Below are 18931 nucleotides of genomic sequence, written 5' to 3' on the forward strand. Positions count from 1 at the left end.
CGTATACATTTCTATGAGCGCGAAGTAATCGCGCTTCTCAAACCTAATTTTAATTAGTCGTCGTACTAGATTTACTTAACTCACCTTGTTCGATCGGAATGTTTTCACCATTTCGGCTACTGGTGATATTTTGTTTAGCTTGTTCTATTTTCTCTTCAGTATATGCTTTTGCAGTATCTACTTTTTGCTGGGCAACTTCTGATTTTTCAGCTGTAAATTCTTTAGTGCTTTGCCATTTTTCACTAATTTTATTTGACGTATTTTCAGACGCACCTTGAATAGAGTTCCCTAGGTTTTGTATACCTTTTCCTGTTTTATATAACAACACACGACCTAAACTTGGATTATCACCATAAGGTTGAGCTTTAGAGGTTGTCTCATTTGTAGGTTGAGGCTGTGTTGTTTCAGCAAAAAGCGTCGATGAAGCCAATATAGAGCTTGCAATACATAAAACTTTTAAGGTTTTCATTTGGTTCAAACTCCCCAATGACTGTCAAAATATCAAGTGCTGATCTTACTGTTAAAAATAAACCTTGTGCAGCAATGAGATAAAACCCATACGATTTGATTACGATAAATCATCATTTCAAATATACTTAAATAGCTTATCTAAATTCCTAGAATGATCTGGAGCTTCAGGTGATACAAAATATAGAATTAAAATGGTTATATGATCTGATCATTCTAGAAAAATACCGTAATTTTACAATCGCTTCTGATATTAGAAATATTTCACAGTCTTCTCTAAGTCGCCGTATTCAGGCTCTAGAAAGTAGTTTGGGATTTGAGGTTTTTGACCGAGAAACTTCGCCTTTACAGCTCACAGAAAAAGGTAAGCTTTTTGTTCTGCACGCCAGAAATTTGCTAGATGATTTTGAGTTCAATATAGATCGAATTAAAGGTGACAATCATGTTAGAAGTAAAGTCACTATTGCGTCTGCGCATTCTTTGGCAGGTTATATTTTTCCTAAAATTTTAGGAAATTTAAAAAACTACCAAGAAAAGATTTTTCATGTTGAAGCCATTAACGTAAATGAAACCGTAGATTCTCTTAAAAATGGTCAATGTGACTTTATCGCATCTTTTTATGATGATGATCTTATGAATCCTCAGTTCTTGTGCCATAAACTATTTTCAACAAAGCTTTATTTAGTCACTGCACCTAATCATTTAGGTCGTCCCAAATATTCACTCGAAGATGCTTCAGTTCCGCTCATGAATTACACCGACGATAGTTATATGGGTAAAAAAGTAAATAAGTTTCTACAAGAGCATCATTCAGATAAATTTGAGACAAACTTTGTGTCTTCAATGAGTTTACTGCTTAAAGACATGATCAAAGGTGGGTATGGAGTAGGGTGGTTACCCGATTACAGTATTGAGGAGGAGCTTGAAAAAAATCAACTTTTGATTGTGCCTTTGAAAGATTCAGTCTTATCTGTAGATATTTACTTATATCGTAGTAGTGCGAGGCTCAATACAGCTTCTGAAAGTTTATGGAACTTTATGAAGGCAATTGATTGGACAATTGCCTAAACCATTTTATGCATAAGTTGCATTATCTTTTATTTAGCTATGCAACTTTTGCTATGGGAGCGTTTTGATACCACGCAATCGCATTTTTAATGAGTACGTCGGTTGTGTCTATGAATAGTTCAGGATAAGCCTCAATACTTTCTTCTAAAATGAGAGGTATTTCTGTACAAGCCAACAGGAATTTTATATTTCTCTTGTTAGTGTAAAAATTAATAACTTCCTTCATCATTTCTTTAGATTGTTGAATATTCCCTGCTTTGTATTGGTAAATACTTTGCATTACTTTATTTTGCATTTCGGCAGAAGGAGTAGAGAAACCAATACTATTTTCAATAAACTGGCTTTGATAAAGCTCGGTGTTTATTGTGGCAGATGTAGCAAGAATACACACCTCATCAATTTGACTATCTTGAATAAAATGAACCGCAGACTCAATAATACTAATCATTTTGGTTTGGGTACGTTGCTGTAACTGGTTAAACCAGAAATGAGCAGTATTACATGGAATAATGATACAACCGACTTGTGCTGCTTCTAAGATTTTAAGATATTCAGCCATTTTTTCGAGTGGTTTATCATCATGATTTATAATGGATTGAGTTCTGTCAGGAATATCTGGGATAGAAACTGTAACGACAGGAATATGTTCTTGATCACAATGTGCTGGTGTATTTTTAATAATTTTATTCATAGCATCAATCGTAGCTTGTGGTCCCATACCACCTAAAATTCCAATTGCTTTATTCATGTTGAGCGACTCAAAAATTCTATATGTTTAGAATGAGCGTATTTTTATTAGGATCATTGCAAAAAGCGGATGGCTTATGCAGATTTTATTTCTAAATCAAAAATTAATTTAATTTAAAGTATTTGTTTTATAAGTATAAAATTTAAATTTCTGAAATTTGATTATGCTTTTATGCATCATTATTTTATATAAAGCATAGATTTTTGCATGGATAGTTTGTTTCAGGCAAAAATCTAAACGATAAATTCAGACTTAATTAAGTCTAAAAACATATCTCTCGCTTTGTGATTGCTTACATTTTTGTGCCAGAAAAAATGGTTTTGCATAAAGGCAAGATGTTCAAATTTATAGCCTCGAATATTGGTTAAATTTTTATATTGCTCAAAAAGACTCTTCGGCACTAAAGACACACCAGAGCCTGCACTCACGCAACCAATAATGGTGGCATAACTGGTAATACTCGTAATTGGAAGCGAAATATTTTTAAGCTTAAGCCATTCTTCAAGAGCAGCTCGGTAAGGGCAGCCTTCCGTCCACATAAAAATTTCCTTACCAATCAAATCTTCTTGGCAGTGGATTTCACCGAAAGATTCTGGGGCAATTAAAATAATTTCTTCTTGATAAATACCGAGCTTATTTAACATTGGAAATTCAATATTACCCGCGACAATTGCACCATCAAGTTTATGCTGAGAAATATCGACTAATAGCTGTTTCCATGTGCCAGTAATAATTTGAATGGAAACCTCTGGATAGCGCTGATGATATTTCGCAAGTAAGCTAGGCAGACGTGTTGTGGCAGACGATTCAATCGCTCCAATTTTGAGTGGACCAGAAGGCGGTGCATCAGGGTGAATACTACGTTTCGCCTCATCACATAGCGCTAAAATTTTATGGCAATAATTAAGAAAGATTTCTCCAGATGGAGTGAGGTTTAAACTTTTTCCTTCCCGATAAAACAGCGGTGCACCGAGTTCTTCTTCGAGTTGTTTAATGCGCGTTGTGATATTGGAGGGTACACAATGTAGTTGCATTGATGCCTTAGCCATTGTTCCGCATTCAACCACGGTCTGAAACATTTTTAACTGTGCGATATCCATGTTTTATCATTCACTTTTAATGAATATTTGACTTAATATAAGTTAATTTTATTCAACTATCCATGCGCATATGATGAAAGTGTTCCATTTCACTAGTGCAGATTTAACATGGCAATTTCTCTTGCTGCCGAGACCCAGCCTCCCGCATTTAAGCTCTATTTATGTATTGCTGTGACCGTCTTTTGTTGGGGCTATTCACCTATTGGCGTACATAGTGCCTTGCACTCATATACACCGCAGCATATTGACTTGCTTCGGTTTTTAATCGCATCCGTTTTCTTACTTCTTTTGGTCATGAAAAAAGGCATACAGCCTTTAACGTGGAAAGATGTTCCTGCACTTGGGGTGTTAGGATTTTTCTCTGTAACGTTGCATCATTTGCTTATAAATACAGGGCAGCAATATGTAACTGCGGTTGCCTCTAGTATTTTGAGTCAATCCATTCCTCTATTCACCTTTATTATTTCAGCTTTGCTTTTTAAAGAAAAAATCAGTTTTAAACAGTGGTTGTGTATTTTGTTGGGACTTTGCGGCGCCGTGTTGGTGGTTAGTGGAGATCATGGTTTGGGTGTGCCAAGTCCTTATAGTCTGTTGATTGTGTTAGCCGCAATTGCATGGGGACTTTATTTTAATTTATATAAAAAATTTGCTTTAAATTATGATGCTTTGAGCATGATGTGCTACATCATCTGGTTCGGGACCATTCCTTTACTATTTTATAGTGCCCATTTGCCTAGTGAAATTTTACATGCTACTTGGCAAGCCAATATGTCAGTGGTTTTGTTGGGTATTTTCCCAAGTGCAATGGCTTATGTGCTGTGGGGATATGTACTTAAAAATATGCCGTTAACGATTGCATCGAATTTTTTGTATTGCTCACCGATTGTCGCAATGAGTTTGGCAGTGCTTTTCTTAAATGAAAAACCGTCAATAATGGTGCTTCTGGGTGGGGTAATTATTGTGGGGAGTTTGGTATGGATGAATTGGGGGAATAGGCGTACTATCGAATAAGCATATGTAATGCGCTACTTGCTTTAAGAGAATGAGATGATTGTTGTTACCTTGACCTATAAAAAACCATTGACCGAAGTTGATGCTGTACTCAAAGATCATATTGCATTTTTAGATCATTACTATGAGCAAAAGAAATTTCTGGCATCGGGACGTCGCGAAAATAGAGTAGGTGGGGTGATTTTAGTTCTAAGCTCTTCGGTTCAAGAAGCCGAAGAAATCATGAAAAATGATCCTTTTTATATACATGATGTAGCTGATTATGATTTTATGTGGTTTGAGCCATCGAAAAGTTTAGAAGAAATTAAAGAATTTTGTAGTTAATGTAGCATCTATTTGATTTTTTTTTAGAAAAAATTAGTTAAAACTAGTTAATTTTTATTGTCTGCAATAGGGCAGTGCCTTATCATATTTTTGCTCTTTAGCTTTTAGGACTTAACAAGTCTAGTCGGGTGTTTAGCCAGACTCTAATTTATTGACCACATTTGGAGAACAAAAGTTTCAATTCTTCGCTCATGCGAATTCGCAAACAATTGAAACTTTTGCTCTAAAGTAAAGAGTATCAAGTTAAAGGGGGAAGTTCTCCCTTTAAACTTTTAAATTTAGGCCAATGTATGTCAAGAGTTGAAATTTTAGAAAAATTAAAATTAAAATTTAATAAGACACCGCTTGAATTATTTCAATTTCTTGATGACGCTCCGAGAAAATATAAAGTTTATGAAATACCTAAAAGAACTTCAGGAACAAGAATCATAGCTCAACCAATTTCTGAATTAAAAGATTATCAAAGATTTGTAATATCAATTCTTCAAACTGATTTGCTTCTTCATGATTGTTGTATGGCATATGTTAAAGGAAAGGATATAAAGAAAAATGCGGAAGCACATTCCCAAAATTCCTTTTTTCTTAAAATGGATTTTATGGATTTTTTTAATTCAATTACACCTAGTTTATTTTGGCATGCATGTGAGAGACAAAACATAGATTTTGATTGGTTTGATAAAGAACTATTAGAAAAAATATTGTTTTGGAGGCCAAGCAAATATTCAAAAAAACTTGTGCTTAGTATTGGTGCACCTAGTTCTCCTTTTATATCTAATTTTTTGATGTATTCATTTGATAATGAAATAAGTGATTTTTGTAGAAAAAATAATATAACTTACACACGTTATGCAGACGATTTGACTTTTTCAACTAGTAACGCGCTTGTACTTTTTAGTGTGCCTAATTTTGTAAAAAAGGTATTATTAAAAATTTATGGACAAAAAATTCAGATTAATCAATTCAAGACTGTTTTTTCTTCAAGAAAGCATAATAGGCATGTAACAGGTTTAACCATTACAAATGAAAATTCAGTTTCTATTGGACGAGCTAAGAAACGTTATATTAAGCATTTGGTGCATGCTTTCATTGAACAAAAAGTAGATCCTCAAGATTTAAATTATCTAAAAGGTTATTTAGCCTTTATACAATATGTGGAGCCTAAGTTTTTAAACTCATTAGAGCAGAAATATACAGCGGCTGTAATTCAAGAGATTCGGATAGGAAACTAATATGAGTGCACGTCATTTGCTTAATAATGCGCAAGATGGGAATTTTGAAGCCGCAGTCCAAGTGTTTTTAAATTATAAAAATGGTACAAAAGACTTTGAAAAAAGTCAGGAAAAAACACAAGAAGCATTTGAGGCTATTATTAAAATTCTTGATTCAGATTTTTTCTTAAATACTTTAAATATTTCAAATTTTAAAAAAATTTCAGACTTAAAAATTAACTTTAATAAAAACTTGACTGTATTTCTCGGAGAAAATGGGGTTGGAAAAACAAGTCTATTAGAATCTATCCGTAAAAATTTAATGTGGATAGCGGCAACTACTCGAAAAGAGAATTCAAATGGTGGCACAATTGATAAAGATGAAATTAACAATCAAATTAAAGAGGAAGGTGCTTTTATAGATTGTGAATTTCAGATAGGAAGCTCTTATAAGTTCAAAGGCCGAATAGCACGCTCACCAGAAGGAATTACCAGTGATTTAAAAAGTGAGCTTACACAATATCGTACTATAGGAAGATATTTAAGAATTTTAAATGAATATAAGAGCTTAAATTTACCTCTTTTGGCTTTTTATGGAATTGATCGATTACCTAAAGATATAACAAAAGCGAAATTTTCCGATTCTGATAAAATTGATGGTTATGATGGATCTTTAAATTCTAAAGCTTCATTTAATATATTTAATGAATGGTTAATAAAGTTATTAAAGACACGTAATAGTGTGGGTAATGATAGTGAAAAACTTAAAGTTCAAGCTCAAGTGGATTTTTTATTGCAGACGGGAGCAGATAAAAAGAACCATCCTATGAATGAGTTGTATCAGGAATTAATAACTGTTCTTAAATTTTATCCTGACAATACAAAAAATAAGTCCAAAAATGTGATTGAATTCTTAGAAGAGTTATTTAGGAAAATCTATCCAGATTTAAGCCGTATTGAACTTATTAATGAAGATGATGGTAACGATAAGGTTGCTTGCCATTTGAAAGATGAAATTATTTTTTTACATCAATTTTCTGATGGGCAAAGAGTTTTATTAGGATTATTAGGAGATATTGCAAGAAGACTACTTTTGCTTAACGATACATCTGAATTGCCTTTTAGAGGTAGAGGAGTAGTCTTAATTGATGAGGTTGAGCTACATTTACATCCAAGTTGGCAGCAAAAAATTATTTTAATTCTAAAAGAATCTTTTCCAAATATTCAATTTATTGTTACTACTCATAGCCCTCATGTGATAACTACTGTTGAACCTGAATGTATTCGATCCATTTATATGGATTCTGAAACAAAGAAATTTGGGTATCATATTCCTACCTTTACAAAAGGTGCTGAGTCTAATGTAGTCTTGGAAGATGTTTTTGATGTAAATGCAAGACCTAAAGATGTTGACGAAGTTCAATGGTTAGAAAGATATACTGAATTAGTAAATGCTGATCAGTGGGATTCACAGGAGGCTAAAAATTTACGGTTTAAGTTAGATCAATGGGGGAAAAACAAGGAAATTGAATTAGATAAACTTGATATTGAAATTTCTCTAAAAAAATTTAAAAGATCTAAAAAATGAAACACATAACTAAATCAGAATGTCCTGAAGGATTAGCAAGATATCTTGCAGAAAATCCAGACGCTACGTGGGAAGATTTCAAAAATGAAGATCAAGTTAGTTATAAAAATGTTTGTGACATTATTAAAAATGATCAGAGCGGAATATGTTGTTACTGTGAAATAGATTTTGAAATTTCTGATGAGAGTCCAATTAAAGATTTTAGGGTCGAGCACTTATATCCAAAATCTAAAACGCCTATACCTATCACTCTAGAAAATGCTCATTTAACTTGGAGTAATTTATTAGGTTGTTGTCATGGTGGTTCTATGAACCATATTGATGATAATCGTTATACAGCTCCGCATTTACATTGCGATGCTGTAAAAGGTGAAAATATCTGGACCGAACAGATTTTAAATCCTTTAAAAATTCCACAAAATGAGAAACTTTTTACCTTTGAAACTAATGGAAAAATTATTCTTTCCGACCAATGTCCTGAAGATTTCAAAGAAATAGCACAAGGGTCGATTGATAAACTTAATTTGAATGAAAAGTCTTATTTGTTAAAAGCAAGAGGTAAAGTTAGGGATACTCTTAAGGCTGAATTTGCTCGAAAAGTAAGAGAAGGCGGCTTATCTGAACAACAGGCATTGGATGAATTAAAAACTGAGTTAGCTTTAAATACATATAGTGGTATGAAGTTCTATACATGTAAATTAGATTTTGTTTCTTATTAAAATGAAAATCTAGGAAATAAAAAAACCCGCTTTAAGGCGGGTTTTTTATTAAAGAATATTAACCCTGTAACACACTCACATCAGCTACAGCAGTAAACAAGTGACGTAACTGAGCCAATAAACGTAAACGGTTTGCTTTTAGGTCAGCATCATCTGCCATTACCATTACACCATCAAAGAATGCATCAATCGGCGCGCGAAGTGCTGCAAGCTTAGAAAGGGCAGCAGTGTAGTCTTTTGCTGCAAGTAATGGTTCAACCGCAGGAGTCACTGCTTGAAGTTCGGCAAATAATGCTTTTTCAGCATCTTCAACCAAGTTTGCTTCGACTACAGAACCTTCTGGTGTCGCTTCTTTTGCAAGAATATTAGCAACACGTTTGTTTGCAGCAGCGAGTGCCGCAGCTTCAGGTAATGTACGGAAGTGGTTTACAGCATTTACACGCTTGTCAAAATCAAGTGGAGACTTCGGTGCAAGAGCCTGAACTGCTTGAAGTACGTCAACAGCAACGCCTTGGTCTTCGTACTTGGCACGATAACGACCTTCCAAGAATGCAACAGCATCTGCACGAGTCTTGTCGTGGTCTTTAACGATATCGCCATAACCTTGAAGCGCAAGATTTACTAACTCTTCAATTGTTACATCTAATTCATTTTCAATGATTAAACGTAAAATACCAATTGCTGAACGACGAAGTGCAAACGGGTCTTTAGAACCTGTAGGCGCTTGTCCAATACCGAAAATACCAACAAGCGTATCTAAACGGTCAGCAAGAGCAATCGTTGTACCTGTTTTAGTTTTAGGTAAAACATCACCCGCAAATTTTGGTAAATATTGCTCACCTAAAGCTTCTGAAACTTCAGTGTTTTCGCCTTCAATACGTGCGTAGTAAGTACCAGCAATACCTTGAAGTTCTGGGAACTCACCTACAAGCTCAGAGGTTAAGTCGCATTTAGCAAGTAATGCAGCTTTTTCAGCATCGGCTGTGTTTGCATCAGTGATTGAAGATAATGCAACAGCAAGTTTTGCAATACGTGTTGATTTGTCCCAAAGCGTACCAAGTTGTGCTTGGAATACCATGTTTGCTAATTTTTCTTTACGAGATGCAAGCGGTTGCTTTTGATCTTGTAAGAAGAAGAACTCAGCATCAGACAAACGAGGGCGAACAACTTTTTCGTTACCTTCAATAATTTGAGTCGGGTCTTTAGACTCAATATTTGAAACAGTAATGAAGTAAGGCTGTAATTTACCTTCCGCATTGATCAAACAGAAATACTTCTGGTTGTCTTGCATTGTCGTAATAAGAGCTTCTTGAGGAACAGCTAAGTAGCGTTCTTCAAAAGTTGCACGTAAAGCTACAGGCCATTCAACGAGGCTTGTTACTTCGTCAAGTAAGTCGGCTGGAACAATCGCAGTTGCGTTCACTTCATCAGCTAACTTTTTCACTTGTTCTTGAATGGTTGCTTGACGTTTTTCAAAGTTCGCAACGACGTAAGCTTTTTCTAAAGCAGCTAAATAATCATTTGCATGCGCTAAAGTCACTGCTTCAGGTGCATGGAAGCGGTGACCATAAGTCACATTGCCAGCTTTATGATCTTGAATAGTCGCGTCAACAATTTGGTCATCTTTGAGTAAAAGAACCCATTTCACTGGACGTACAAATTCGGTACGGCTTGCCGCAGAACGCATACGCTTAGCAATTGGTAAATTGTCTAATGCAGTTTGTAAAATCTGTGGAAGTAAAGCATCAAGACTTTGACCTTTCACATCTTTTAAATAACAAACTTTTTCAACTTTACCTGCTTGGAAAGTAGAAAGCTGATCAACTGTAATCCCTTGACCACGCATAAAGCCTTCGAGCGCTTTAGTCGGTTTGCCTTCTGCATCATAAGCTGCTTGAACAGCAGGGCCATCAAAACGCTTTTGTGTGTCTGCCTGAGCAGCATCGATATCAACAATTTTAAGTGCTAAACGACGTGGAGCTGCATAAGCTTCAATTGATGCGAAGTTTAAGCCTGCATCTTTTAAGCCTTTTATCGTTTCAGCTTTTAGGGCATCACGTAATGTTTTTAAGCTTTTTGGTGGAAGTTCTTCACAGCCAAGTTCGAATAAAACAGTATGTTTGCTCATTAGTTTTTCTCCGCCTTTGCTGCTTCACTTTCAGCTTGTGCTTTTAGCTGTGCCAATACTTCATCACGTAAGTGTGGTTCTGCCATTGGGAAGCCAAGCTCTGCACGTGCTTGTACATAACTTTGTGCAATAGCACGCGCTAAAGTACGTACACGTAAAATGTAACGTTGACGCTCAGTCACAGAAATTGCGCCACGTGCATCAAGCAAGTTAAAGGTATGAGACGCTTTAACCACTTGCTCATAAGCAGGAAGAGAAAGTTTTGCTTCTATTAGACGATTTGCTTCTGATTCATAAAAATCAAACAGTTCAAATAGTTTTTCAACTGGAGCGTATTCAAAGTTATAAGTGGATTGCTCAACTTCATTTTGATGGAATACGTCGCCGTAAGTTACAGTACCGAATTGGCCTTTGGTCCAAACAAGGTCATAAACCGAGTCAACACCTTGAAGGTACATTGCAAGACGTTCTAAACCATAAGTGATTTCGCCTGTTACAGGGTAACATTCAACGCCACCGACTTGTTGAAAGTAAGTGAACTGAGTCACTTCCATACCGTTAAGCCAAACTTCCCAACCTAAGCCCCAAGCACCAAGAGTTGGAGACTCCCAGTTGTCTTCTACGAAGCGGATGTCGTGAGTAAGCGTATCAATTCCGATTGCTTTTAAAGAATCGAGATAAAGCTGTTGGATGTTGTCTGGGTTTGGCTTAAGTACCACTTGGAACTGGTAGTAGTGTTGCAAACGGTTCGGGTTTTCACCATAGCGGCCATCTTTTGGACGACGTGAAGGTTGCACGTATGCCGCGTTCCAAGTCTCAGGCCCTAAAGCACGTAAGAATGTTGCGGTGTGGAATGTTCCAGCGCCCATTTCCATGTCGTAAGGTTGTAATACGACGCAGCCTTGTTCGGCCCAGTAGTTTTGTAGGGCAAGAATTAAACCCTGAAATGTATCAATATGCGAGATGGCGCGACTCATGTAGCATCCACGAATTTATGAGAAAAATTGCCCCTAAGTATAAGGATTTTGTGGGTGAGTGGCAAAGGCTTAATCAAAGGAATGCGCGATTAGCCTATTTGTTTTCGGCTTAGCCACTTCAAGCTTAACCAGTAGCAAAAACCGGTAAATAAAATCATGAGATAAAAACTGTAAATCTTATAAATATCCCACCAAGGAGAAGGAAATGATCCGACAAAAATCAAACGTGCAATAGGGCTTATCAAAATCCAGATCGTAGTTGCGCTGATGAAAATATTCATCAGATTTAAACGACTTTTACGGGCGAGAAAATAGGAAATGATATATGCGAAAGGAATAACTAGAAGGCCATAAAAAAGTAAATAAAATAAGAAATGGGCTAGAAAAATAACTCCAATCGAATAAAGGTTGAACTCAGCATTTAATGTCATTACCCCTAAGGCAGATAAACTTAGCAATGGGATAGGTGCAAGCGCAAGTGCGTGAATAATCATTTTTTTGTTATATTGAAGCATATTAAAAATTATAGAATCGAGAATTAATTATGCTGAAATTTTGTTGCAAACTCATAGTTTTATCCAGTCTTTTTTATAGTCCATGGCTATATGCGCAAACCGAAACTGATGAGCAAGATGAATACAACCAATGTGTAGACCAGACTATTAAAGAAATGAAGCTTGAAAGCATTAATAACATGGTTGTGTATAGTTGTTCTGATAAAGCTAAAAAGACTTATGAAGAAAAAATTGTTGCTCTCATTGATCAAATTCGTACACAAAGCGAAGAATACAAACAGCCAGAACGTTACCAAGATATTTTAAAATCTCAGCGACTTTGGAAAGCCTATGTAGATCAGGAATGTAATAATGCAGGTTCATACATTGGCTCACCGATGTATTCGTATTGCCCAATGCAAGAGTATGAAAAGCGTGTAAAGCAGCTTGAAGAATACGTTAATTAAGCTAGTTCATTTTAAACGTCATCTCATGACGCTGACCGTACTTCACTAGATTAAATTTAAGAATGCGACATGATATTTTTTAAACGATGCCACAAATGAGTCGTTTGATATGTCTGATCGCATTCGGGAAAAACTACAGATTCTTGCTGATGCTGCTAAATATGATGTGTCTTGTTCATCAAGTGGCAGTGACCGTAAAAACAAAGATAAAGGTCTAGGGGATGCCAGCCATTCGGGTATTTGCCATACCTATACTGAAGATGGCCGCTGTGTATCTCTCTTAAAAATTCTATTTAGTAATGTGTGTATTTTTGACTGCGCCTACTGTGTTTCACGCCGTTCTAATGACGTCCAGCGTGCAGCATTTACGGTGCAAGAGGTCGTAGACTTAACTATTAATTTTTACCGCCGTAATTATATTGAAGGGTTATTTTTAAGCTCAGGCATTTTTAAATCGGCGGATCATACGATGGAGCGTATGCTTCAAGTCGTGAAAAAGTTGCGTCTTGAAGAAAACTTTAATGGTTATATTCATCTAAAAACCATTCCGGGAGCATCGCCTGAACTGATTCATGAAGCAGGTTTATATGCTGATCGTATGAGTATTAATTTAGAGATGCCGACCGAAATTGGACTAAAAACTTTTGCGCCAGAAAAATCACATCAGGAAGTACAAAAAGATTTAGGACTAGTCCGGGACAGGCTCATTCAGCTTAAAGATGAGCGACAAATCATTAAGCATGTACCGAAATATGTACCAGCAGGGCAGACCACCCAGATGGTAGTGGGGGCCCATCAAGAGTCAGACCAAGATGTCTTGTTTATGGCAGACAAGCACTATAAAGAATTTAAACTCAAGCGCGTCTATTTTTCGGGTTATATCCCAATTAATACCGAAAATAATTACTTGCCAGCAGTGGGTTCTGCACCGCCGTTGCTTCGTGAAAATAGGCTCTATCAAAGCGATTGGTTGATGCGTTTTTACGGTTTTCAGGTCAATGAAATCGTCAATGAAAAACACCCAAACTTAGACCTTGATGTAGACCCGAAATTAAGCTGGGCTTTAAGGCATCCTGAACAGTTTCCAGTAGATTTAAACCGTGCCGATTACCAAATGATTTTGCGTGTGCCGGGCATTGGGGTGAAATCGGCCAAGAAAATTGTGCAGGCTCGCCGTTTTGGAAAAATCCATATCGATTTACTTAAAAAATTAGGCGTGGCCTACCAGCGTGCAAAATTCTTTATTCGCTGTGAAGACAGTCCAAAATTCCAAAAGGAACTATCTTCTGGGTACATTCGACAGCAGATTTTAACGCAGGGATCTTCGAAATATGTGCAGCAACTCTCGCCACAATTAAGCCTTGGGTTTTAGGCCATGTTTAATGAGGAAGTTGCTTACTATTTTGATGGTTCAATGGTTGGGCTGCTAAGCTGTGTTTTTCGTGCATTTCAATTTAAAGAATTACAGGTCAAACTCTGTCTGAATGATGCAGCTCAGCATGGCTTATTTACCGATAAAATTGAGGTTGCAAATAATGAGCAACATGCCGAACGTGTGTGGTCTGCGCTACAAAAAAAGCTTTCATCTTCTTCGTTAAAACAATTTTATTTTGCTTATCTATCTGAATCTTTAGATGCCTATCAGCATTTATTTAATTATTGTATTTATGTGTTTAGTAATCATTCGTCTGTAGAAAAAGATTATTCGCAGCCAAGTGTTTTAGCGATTGCGCAGTGGACGAAAAAAGTCGGGCGAGAAAAGCATAGAATGGAGGCTTTTATTCGCTTTAAGAAAACTAAAGATGAGCTTTTTTTAAGTTTAGTACGTCCCGATTTTAATGTTTTACCACTTATTCAGCCTCATTTTAAACGGCGTTATCAAGATCAGCGTTGGCTCATTTATGACGAGCAACGTAAGTTTGGTATTTATTATGATTTAAGTGAAATACATGAAGTTTCACTCGAAGCCTCTGAAGTTGACCGTAATTTAAAAAATGGTATGAGTCAAAGCTTTCAACTTGAGCTAGATGAACAAGAAGTTTTGTATGATCAACTTTGGAAAGATTATTTCAAGAGCGTAAATATTACAGAACGCCAGAATATAAAACTTCATGTGCAGTATTTGCCGAAGCGGTATTGGCGCTACTTAAATGAAAAATTGATGGAATATTAAAGTTTTAAAATAGTAAGAATAACTTCAATAAATTCTCTGAAAATTAAAAGATATAATTTAAATGCATTTTATACGGCTTTGGGCGTATACTTTTGCCCGTTATAAATAACGGCATATCCCCAAAGGTGTACTGTGAGTGTTATACAGCGAGAATGGTTACAGATTTTAAAGCCGAATTTTAAGGTTTTACCACTAAAAGAGCGATTGCTTTGCGGTATTGGAGCACTATGTGGTTTAGCAATTTCTTCCTTAATTAGTTGGTATGTTCTTGGCGGAATTAATGCTTGGTACATCGCGCCTATGGGTGCCTCATCTGTTCTTTTATTTGCAGTTTCAACCAGTCCATTGGCTCAACCATGGAACGTGATTGTTGGTAATACTTTAGCTGGCATTATTGGGGTTGCCTGTGCACAGTGGATTCCTGATTTAACTACGGCTTTTAGTGTGGCTGTCGGGCTTGCCATCTTTTTAATGATGACCACCGACTCGTTACACCCACCAAGTGGCGCAGTTGCAATTACGGCTGTACTGGGTGGTGCTGCAATTCATAAATTAGGTTTTTATTTCATTCTTTATCCAGTTTTACTCAACTCGTTACTGCTACTTGGGTTTGCTGTTTTCTTCAATCGATTGATTGGGCGACATTATCCTGTTACCGCACATTTAAATGAGCGAAGTAAGGATCCAACGCCTACTCAGAAAGTATCGATTCAGCTAAAAGATATTGAGTATGCATTAGGGCATCACACTGAACTGTTAGATATCAGCCAGTACGACTTAGAAAAAATCATTTTAGAAGCGCAAGAACATGCCAATGAACGCATGGTGAACCAATATATCTGTCAGGATATTATGAGTCATGATGTGATTAAGTTGCATGAAGACGACGATATTCACCAAGCACTCGATAAGTTTAAACAAGTGAACTTGATGAGCTTACCTGTGGTCAATGCAGAAAACCATTTGGTCGGAACTTTAGCGCTCTATGAAGTCGTAGAATGGTTTAAAGGCGCAGCCGATCCAAGAAACTCTTGGCAGCATTATGTAAAGCAGATCATGAGTCGTCGAGTGGTTACTGTACTACCAACCCAACCTATTCAAGATTTGGTGCCATACTTTGTTGAAAAGTCTTTTAACTACATTCCTGTTGTTGAAGATCGTAAGCTTATAGGAATGATTAGCCGTGCAGATATGATTGCTGCATTACAGCAACAGTTAAATCGAAAATTGTGATTTTAAGAATAAAAAAAGCTACGGTTGATTAGGGGATGCAACCGTAGCGACCAAAATAAACTAAGTTATTTAATGTATTTGTTCTTCTCGTACAGTACGAACAGGTTGTTGATAACCTTGGACTTGTTCAGGCTGTCTTTTAGGAATGACTAACCATAAAACGAGATAAACTAAAATCCCTGGGAAAGCCGCACTCATTACCGAAACCAATACGAAAATAATGCGTAATAAATTTGCGTTCCAACCAAAACGTTCAGCAATACCGCCCATTACACCGGCGATCATGCTTTGTCGGTTCGAGCGATATAAACCAGAATTGGCCATCTAATTCTCCTCAAATATATAAACTACAAGGAATCATTTATTCACTTGTTTAATAAAGATATGGAGATCGAATTACCAAGTTAAAGTCTTAATAAAACTAAAAATGGTTAAAATATGTAAACGATTTAAAGGAATGAAAGAAACATCAACTAAAATGCACTTTTTCAGGGCTAAATCTTATTTATATAGGTAAATAGTTCTTGGATTAAAGATAAACTTGTAACATTGCTGTCGTATTTAAATGATGTATATATCTTTGAAGCAGTCTGGTTTTGTAATAAAGCATTTAGGTTTAATGATTATCCTAGGTATAGGGTTAACTGCCTGCGATGTAAACCATGCGGAATCGAAAGATCATTCCAGTGTATCCACGACAGCTTCAAAGCATGAAAATGACGCTATAAAAAATAACTCGGCAGTAACAACTTTAGATGCTGCTGCTGGTCGGACTTTTCTACCAAATAATTCACAAGGCCACTTACAAAAATTGTCGGCCTCATCGTTACAGTATGTTGGACGTTATCATACTCGCATATCTTGTACAGATGCTTTTGCTGATTGTGAGAACGGGGAAGCTGAATATATTTTAAATTTACTAGCTGATGGTTCTGCCTACTGGAATGTAGTTCATTACGGACGTATAGGTACTAAAGATGGCGCTAAAAGTGCGGTTGTAAATCAATTGTGTCCTAACTTAACGTGGAAAGTAGATAATGTAGAACATAATTTAATTATTCATTGCCCCGCATCAGATGTGAATTTCTATTTTAATATTGATTCAGAACGAATTTTATCGGTAAATTTAGAAAAACTCTTTTATAGTGATTATGGTAAAAATCGTGAGTTTCTAGAACAAAATTATTTTGTTCCTACAAAAGCTTATATCCTTAAAAAAGAATAAAGTTAATTTAAATATAAAAAAAGAGCGCAATATAAATTGCGCTCTTTTAATTTAAGTATTTACAAATCATTAGTAGTCGAAGCTAAAGTGTTCAACTGGTAATGAAGTAAGTGTGCGAGATGTAGTTACCATCGATTCTGCATGACCTTGTGCACGTGGCAATAAACGGTCGAAGTAGAAATCAGCAACTTTAATTTTTGCTTTATAGAACTCAGGGGTTTCTTGACCGTTGCCAGCTTCTAATTTTTCAGAAGCAATCACAGCTTGTTGAGCCCAGAAGTAAGCCATCATGACATAGCCTGAGAACATTAAGAAATCTACAGAAGCAGAAGACACGATGTCGCGGTCTTTACGTGCAGCAAGCATGATACGAACTGTTAAAGTGTTCCACTGAGCACAAAGCTTAGTTAAGTCCCAAGCAAAACGACGTAAGTATTTATTACGTGCGTGAGCAGCACAGAATTTTAAGATTTCAGCAGTGTATTCACGTACTACTTTACCTTTTGAACTTAACAACACTTTACGACCAATTAAGTCGAGTGCTTGAACACCAGTTGTTCCTTCGTATAGGGTCGCAATACGTGCATCACGTGCGATTTGCTCCATACCCCATTCTTTAATATAGCCATGACCGCCGTAAACTTGCATACCGTGGTTGGCTGCTTCTAAACCAAGTTCAGTTAAGAAACCTTTTAAGATCGGTGTATAGAAACCAAGTTTGTCATCGTAGTCTTCAAAAGCAGCTTGATCACCGCGTGTTAACGCATCTGTCATTTTGTCAGCAATTTGCGCAGCATAGTAAATCATTGCACGACCGCCTTCAGCGATTGCTTTTTGAGTTAAAAGCATACGGCGTACGTCTGCGTGGTGAATGATTGCATCAGCAACTTTATCTGGATCTTTCTTTCCAGATAGCGCACGCATAGACATACGGTCTTTAGCATATGGAAGAGCACCTTGGAAAGATAACTCAGCATGTGCAATACCTTGAACTGCAGTACCAATACGTGCTGTGTTCATGAAAGTAAACATTGCATGTAAGCCTTTGTTTACTTCACCAATTAAGTAGCCTGTTGCATTATCAAAGTTGAGTACAGCTGTTGCAGAAGCACGAATACCCATTTTGTGTTCGATTGAACCACAAGTTACGGTATTGCGTTCACCAACACCGCCATCTGCTGTAGGCATGAATTTAGGTACGATAAACAAAGAAATACCACGTGTACCAGCTGGTGCATCTGGAAGGCGAGCAAGTACGATGTGAATAATGTTTTCAGTTAAATCGTGTTCACCTGCAGAAATAAAGATTTTTGTACCTGTGAGTTTGTAAGTACCATCTGCTTGAGGTTCAGCTTTAGTTTTTACTTGGCCTAAGTCTGTACCACATTGAGGTTCGGTTAAGCACATTGTGCCGCTCCATGTACCTTCAACAAGTTTAGGCATATACGTTTGTTTTTGCTCATCTGTACCGAATTGCAAAATCGTGTTCATACAACCTGAGCTTAATCCTGGATACATGGTAAATGACCAGTTTGCAGTACCCATCATCTCTGATTTAATCAGGTTTAGAGACATTGGTAGGCCTTGACCACCAAACTCTTCAGGATAAGAAAGCCCTTGCCAGCCACCCATTACGAACTGGTCATAAGCTTCTTTAAAACCTTTTGGCGTTTTTACTTCGCCGTTGTCAAAATGGCAACCTTCTTCATCGCCAGATTGGTTAAGTGGTGACAGTACGTTTTCACAATAATCTGCCGCACCTTCAAGAATCATATCTACAGTATCTGGATCTGCACTTTCACCATTTGATAAAGTTTTATAGTGAGCAGGATAATCTAGTACTTCATTCATTAAGAAGCGGATATCGTGTAGGGGAGCTTTATATGCTGGCATGGCTTTAATCCTAATTTTGAATCATTGTGGGATTATCTCAATCGATGATTTGATTATTCACTCGCATGATAAAAATACAATGTTAATCACACCCGAAAAGAATGTCA

19 protein-coding genes are annotated in these 18931 nt (G+C 36.6%); 11 read left to right on the plus strand and 8 right to left on the minus strand.

Going from position 1 to position 18931, the window contains the following annotated elements; translation table 11 throughout:
- Positions 1 to 49: 49 nt before the first annotated feature.
- Entirely contained in the window at positions 50 to 469 is a 420-nt protein-coding gene (locus F985_RS21960) for a hypothetical protein (protein ID WP_004705301.1), read from the minus strand.
- 170 nt (positions 470 to 639) lie between these two features.
- On the opposite strand from F985_RS21960, the gene F985_RS21965 reads away from it, so the two are divergent.
- Entirely contained in the window at positions 640 to 1536 is an 897-nt protein-coding gene (locus F985_RS21965; protein WP_004705303.1) for a LysR substrate-binding domain-containing protein, read from the plus strand.
- A 37-nt stretch (positions 1537 to 1573) separates the two neighbouring features.
- Here the strand turns inward: F985_RS21965 and cuyB are convergent, their stop codons facing one another.
- Positions 1574 to 2284 (minus strand): cysteate racemase, encoded by a 711-nt coding sequence (gene cuyB, locus F985_RS21970; RefSeq protein WP_004705305.1) that lies wholly within the window; start codon positions 2282 to 2284, stop codon positions 1574 to 1576.
- 233 nt (positions 2285 to 2517) lie between these two features.
- Positions 2518 to 3384 carry a LysR family transcriptional regulator gene (locus F985_RS21975; protein WP_004705307.1) on the minus strand — a complete coding sequence of 289 codons (867 nt, stop codon included), beginning with the start codon at positions 3382 to 3384 and terminating at the stop codon, positions 2518 to 2520.
- Positions 3385 to 3492: 108 nt separating this feature from the next.
- On the opposite strand from F985_RS21975, the gene F985_RS21980 reads away from it, so the two are divergent.
- From F985_RS21980 to F985_RS22000, 5 genes are all read left to right on the plus strand, one after another.
- On the plus strand, positions 3493 to 4395 hold the full coding sequence (locus tag F985_RS21980; protein WP_004705309.1) for a DMT family transporter: 903 nt from the start codon (positions 3493 to 3495) through the stop codon (positions 4393 to 4395).
- Between the two features lie 36 nt (positions 4396 to 4431).
- Entirely contained in the window at positions 4432 to 4719 is a 288-nt protein-coding gene (locus tag F985_RS21985) for a YciI family protein (RefSeq protein WP_004705310.1), read from the plus strand.
- A 290-nt stretch (positions 4720 to 5009) separates the two neighbouring features.
- Positions 5010 to 5948 carry a retron St85 family RNA-directed DNA polymerase gene (locus tag F985_RS21990; RefSeq protein WP_004705311.1) on the plus strand — a complete coding sequence of 313 codons (939 nt, stop codon included), beginning with the start codon at positions 5010 to 5012 and terminating at the stop codon, positions 5946 to 5948.
- Position 5949: 1 nt separating this feature from the next.
- Complete coding sequence (locus F985_RS21995; protein ID WP_004705312.1) at positions 5950 to 7515, plus strand: AAA family ATPase; 1566 nt, start codon at positions 5950 to 5952, stop codon at positions 7513 to 7515.
- Positions 7512 to 8234 carry a retron system putative HNH endonuclease gene (locus F985_RS22000; protein ID WP_004705313.1) on the plus strand — a complete coding sequence of 241 codons (723 nt, stop codon included), beginning with the start codon at positions 7512 to 7514 and terminating at the stop codon, positions 8232 to 8234. The genes F985_RS21995 and F985_RS22000 overlap by 4 nt, the downstream gene beginning before the upstream one ends.
- A gap of 58 nt (positions 8235 to 8292) precedes the next feature.
- Here F985_RS22000 and glyS read toward each other — a convergent pair whose 3' ends face one another.
- The 3 genes from glyS to F985_RS22015 all read right to left on the minus strand — a co-directional run bounded on the left by glyS (position 8293) and on the right by F985_RS22015 (position 11854).
- Positions 8293 to 10362 (minus strand): glycine--tRNA ligase subunit beta, encoded by a 2070-nt coding sequence (gene glyS, locus F985_RS22005; RefSeq protein ID WP_004705314.1) that lies wholly within the window; start codon positions 10360 to 10362, stop codon positions 8293 to 8295.
- Positions 10362 to 11339: a glycine--tRNA ligase subunit alpha gene (gene glyQ / locus F985_RS22010; RefSeq protein WP_002044989.1), complete on the minus strand. Its 978-nt coding sequence runs from the start codon at positions 11337 to 11339 to the stop codon at positions 10362 to 10364. Before glyQ ends, glyS begins: the two co-directional genes overlap by 1 nt.
- 89 nt (positions 11340 to 11428) lie before the next feature.
- Positions 11429 to 11854, minus strand: coding sequence for a hypothetical protein (locus F985_RS22015; protein ID WP_004705315.1), 426 nt, complete (start codon positions 11852 to 11854; stop codon positions 11429 to 11431).
- Between the two features lie 29 nt (positions 11855 to 11883).
- On the opposite strand from F985_RS22015, the gene F985_RS22020 reads away from it, so the two are divergent.
- From F985_RS22020 to F985_RS22035, 4 genes are all read left to right on the plus strand, one after another.
- Positions 11884 to 12300 carry a lysozyme inhibitor LprI family protein gene (locus F985_RS22020; protein WP_004705316.1) on the plus strand — a complete coding sequence of 139 codons (417 nt, stop codon included), beginning with the start codon at positions 11884 to 11886 and terminating at the stop codon, positions 12298 to 12300.
- Positions 12301 to 12409: 109 nt separating this feature from the next.
- On the plus strand, positions 12410 to 13672 hold the full coding sequence (locus F985_RS22025) for a putative DNA modification/repair radical SAM protein (RefSeq protein ID WP_004705317.1): 1263 nt from the start codon (positions 12410 to 12412) through the stop codon (positions 13670 to 13672).
- 3 nt (positions 13673 to 13675) lie between these two features.
- Entirely contained in the window at positions 13676 to 14473 is a 798-nt protein-coding gene (locus F985_RS22030; protein ID WP_004705319.1) for a TIGR03915 family putative DNA repair protein, read from the plus strand.
- Between the two features lie 132 nt (positions 14474 to 14605).
- Positions 14606 to 15706 carry an HPP family protein gene (locus F985_RS22035; protein WP_004705321.1) on the plus strand — a complete coding sequence of 367 codons (1101 nt, stop codon included), beginning with the start codon at positions 14606 to 14608 and terminating at the stop codon, positions 15704 to 15706.
- Positions 15707 to 15775: 69 nt separating this feature from the next.
- On the opposite strand, the gene F985_RS22040 is transcribed toward F985_RS22035, so the two are convergent.
- Positions 15776 to 16030, minus strand: a complete 255-nt coding sequence (locus F985_RS22040) for a PspC domain-containing protein (protein ID WP_004705323.1) — start codon at positions 16028 to 16030, stop codon at positions 15776 to 15778.
- Between the two features lie 241 nt (positions 16031 to 16271).
- Here F985_RS22040 and F985_RS22045 point away from each other — a divergent pair, with 241 nt between their 5' ends.
- The gene (locus F985_RS22045) at positions 16272 to 16931 is read left to right on the plus strand and encodes a hypothetical protein (protein WP_004705325.1); all 660 of its coding nucleotides are present in this window, start codon (positions 16272 to 16274) and stop codon (positions 16929 to 16931) included.
- Positions 16932 to 17000: 69 nt separating this feature from the next.
- Here the strand turns inward: F985_RS22045 and F985_RS22050 are convergent, their stop codons facing one another.
- Entirely contained in the window at positions 17001 to 18824 is a 1824-nt protein-coding gene (locus F985_RS22050) for an acyl-CoA dehydrogenase C-terminal domain-containing protein (protein WP_004705328.1), read from the minus strand.
- Between the last annotated feature and the right edge of the window lie 107 nt (positions 18825 to 18931).

It is taken from the genome of Acinetobacter seifertii, assembly GCF_000368065.1.
Lineage (GTDB): Bacteria > Pseudomonadota > Gammaproteobacteria > Pseudomonadales > Moraxellaceae > Acinetobacter > Acinetobacter seifertii.